Here is a 3,360-nt window from a genome sequence, read left to right as displayed (position 1 = left end):
CGGCTGGAGCGGCGCTTCGAGCGGCGCGCGGCGGAGCGGCCGGAGGCGCCCGCGCTGAGCTTCGAGGGAGCGACGCTGGCGTACGGGGAGGTGAACGAGCGCGCGAACCGGCTGGCGCACCGGCTGCGGGCGCTGGGGGTGGGCCCGGAGGTGCGGGTGGGGATCGCGCTGGAGCGCTCGGCCGAGCTGGTGGTCTCCATCCTGGCGGTGCTGAAGGCCGGCGGCGCGTACGTCCCGCTCGACCCGGCGTATCCGGCCGAGCGGATCGCCTTCGTCCTGGAGGACGCGGGGGTGCCGGTGCTGGTCACCTCGAGCGGGCTCCTCCCCGGCCTCTCCTCCTTCCGCGGCGCGGTGGTGCGCGTGGACGCCGACGCGGAGGCGATCGCCGCCGGGAGCGGCGAGAACCCCGGCGTGGAGGCGGGGCCGGACGGGCTCGCCTACGTCATCTACACCTCCGGCTCCACGGGCAAGCCCAAGGGGGTCGAGGTCACGCACGCCAACGTCGTCCGGCTCTTCGACGCGACCGAGGAGTGGTTCGGGTTCGGGGGGGAGGACGTGTGGACGCTTTTCCACTCCTGCGCCTTCGACTTCTCGGTCTGGGAGATCTGGGGCGCGCTGCTGTACGGCGGCCGCCTCGTCGTCGTCCCCTTCCTGACGACGCGCTCGCCGGAGGACTTCCATCGCCTCCTCGTCGACGAGGGGGTGACGATGCTGAGCCAGACGCCCAGCGCCTTCCGGCAGCTGGTGCGGGCCGATTTGGAGTCGGGCGTGGACCCGTCCGCGCTGCGGCTGCGCTGCGTGGTGTTCGGCGGGGAGGCGCTGGACCCGCAGTCGCTCGGGCCGTGGATGGAGCGGCACGGCGACGAGCGGCCGCGGCTGGTGAACATGTACGGGATCACGGAGACCACCGTGCACGTCACCTACCGCGTGATCACCCGGGCCGACCTGGAGCGCGGCGGGAGCCCGATCGGGGTGCCGATCCCCGATCTCTCGCTCCACGTGCTGGATTCGAGGATGGAGCCGGTTCCCCCCGGCGTCCCCGGCGAGCTGTTCGTGGGCGGCGCGGGGGTGGCGCGCGGCTACCTGAACCGGCCGGAGCTCACGGCCGGGCGCTTCGTGCGCGACCCGTTCTCGGCCGACCCCGCGGCGCGGCTCTACCGCACGGGCGACCGGGCGCGGCGCCGCGCGGACGGCGAGCTGGAGTACCTGGGGCGCGCCGACCAGCAGGTGAAGATCCGCGGCTTCCGCATCGAGACCGGCGAGGTCGAGGCGGTGCTCGCCGCGCATCCTGAGGTTTCGGCCGCCGCGGTGGTGGCGCGCGACGAGGGCGGCGGCGAGCGGCGGCTGGTGGCCTACGTCGTCGCCGCTCCCGGCACGGCGGCGCGCCCGGCCTCGGCGCTGCGCGCCCACGTGGCGGAAAGGCTCCCGGACTACATGGTCCCGGCCGCCTTCGTCGCACTCGACGCGCTTCCGCTCACCGGCAACGGGAAGCTGGACCGCCGCGCCCTTCCCGCGCCGGAAGAGGCCGAGGGCGCGCGGGCCGCCGACGCGTACGTGGCGCCCGCCACTCCCGCCGAGGTGGAGCTGGCCGAGGTGTACCGCGAGGTGCTGGGCGTGGAGCGGGTGGGGGTCGACGACAACTACTTCGCGCTCGGCGGCGATTCCATCCGCAGCGTGCTGGTGGTGGCCGCGGCCCGCCGGCGCGGCCTGGCGATCTCCATCCGGCAGCTCCACCGCCACCAGACCGTGCGCGACCTGGCCGCCGCGGCCACGCCCGCCGCCGCCCGGCCCCAGGCTCCGGACCCGGCGGCACAGCCGTTCGCCCTCCTGGACCCCCGGGCGCGGGGCGCCCTTCCCGGCGACGTGGAGGACGCGTATCCGGCCAGCCAAGTCCAGCTCGGGATGCTGTACCACACCGAGCGCGACCCGGCCTCGCGCATCTACTACGAGGTCATCGGCTTCCGCATCCGCACCCGCTTCGATGAGGCGGCCCTGCGCGAGGCGCTGCGGCGGCTGGCCGCGCGCCACCCGGTGCTGCGCACCTCGTTCGACCTGGCGGCCCGCCCCGAGCCGGTGCAGCGCGTGCACCGCCACGCCGAGATCCCGCTGGAGGTCACCGACCTGCGCGCGGCCGGCGCGGCCGGGGACGAGGCGTGGATGGAGCGGGAGAAGGGGCGCGGCTTCGACTGGCGGGTGGCGCCGCTGCTCCGCTTCCACGCGCACATCCTCCCGGAGAGCGCGTTCCGCCTCGTCGTGGCCCAGCACCACGCGCTGCTCGACGGGTGGAGCGTGGCCTCGCTGCTGACGGAGCTCCTCCGGCTGTTCACCGCGCTCCGCGACGGGAGCGAAGATCCCACCGGCGCGCCGCCCGCCGCCCGCTTCCGCGACTTCGTGGCGCTGGAGCGCCAGGCGCTCGCCTCCGCGGAGTCGCGCGCCTTCTGGAGCCGGGTGATGGACGGCGCCCCCGCGGCCATCCTCCCGCCGCGGGAGGGAAGCGATGCCCCGCGCCCCGACGACGCGCCGTACCTGGACCTCGTCCTCCCGGCCTCCGTGGCGGAGGGGCTGGCGCGCGTGGCGGCGGGGGCGGGGGTGCCGCTGAAGACGGTGCTGCTGGCGGTGCACCTGCGCGTGCTGGCGCTCCTCTCCGGCTCGGACGAGGTGGTGACCGGCTACGTGACCAGCGGCCGGCCGGAGACCGAGGACGGCGAGCGGGTGCTGGGCCTCTTCCTGAACACGGTGCCGCTGCGCGTGGAGGTGGCGGGGGGAACGTGGCTGGAGCTGGTGCGGCGCACCTGGGCGGCCGAGGAGGCGCTCCTCCCGCACCGGCGCTTCCCGCTCTCCGCGATCGTGCGCGAGGCGGGGCGCACCCCGTTCGAGACGGCGTTCAACTTCGTCCACTTCCATGTCTACGAGACCCTGGCCGCGGGCGGAGTCGTCCTGGAGCGGGAGGAGTTCTTCCAGAAGACCGAGGTCCCCCTGCTGGCCAACTTCCACGTGAACAGCACCACGGGGGTCCTGGCGCTGCGGCTGGAGTACGACCCGGCGCGCCTCGGCGAGGCGCAGGTGCGCTCGGCCGGGGGGTGGTACCTGCGCGGCCTGGAAGCGGCGGCCGCCGCCGAGCCCGCCACCCCCCTGGCGCGCCTCCCGCTGGTGGGGCCGGAGGAGCGCGAGGCGCTGCTGGCGCCGGGGCGGGCGGCGGCGTCGTTCCCCGTCGCTGAACGGCTGGAGCGGCGCTTCGAGCGGCGCGCGGCGGAGCGGCCGGAGGCGCCCGCGCTGAGCTTCGAGGGAGCGACGCTGGCGTACGGGGAGGTGAACGAGCGCGCGAACCGGCTGGCGCACCGGCTGCGGGCGCTGGGGGTG

The 3,360-nt window shown here is 75.8% G+C and carries 1 protein-coding gene; it reads left to right on the top strand.

Annotation, left to right across the window (positions count from 1 at the left end; all coding sequences use genetic code 11):
• A partial coding sequence (locus tag VLK66_RS24555; RefSeq protein WP_325312142.1) for an amino acid adenylation domain-containing protein occupies window positions 1-3,360 on the top strand: 3,360 nt, incomplete at both ends.

It is taken from the genome of Longimicrobium sp. (assembly GCF_035474595.1).
Taxonomy (GTDB): Bacteria; Gemmatimonadota; Gemmatimonadetes; order Longimicrobiales; family Longimicrobiaceae; genus Longimicrobium.
This window is presented reverse-complemented; position numbering and strand designations above follow the sequence as displayed.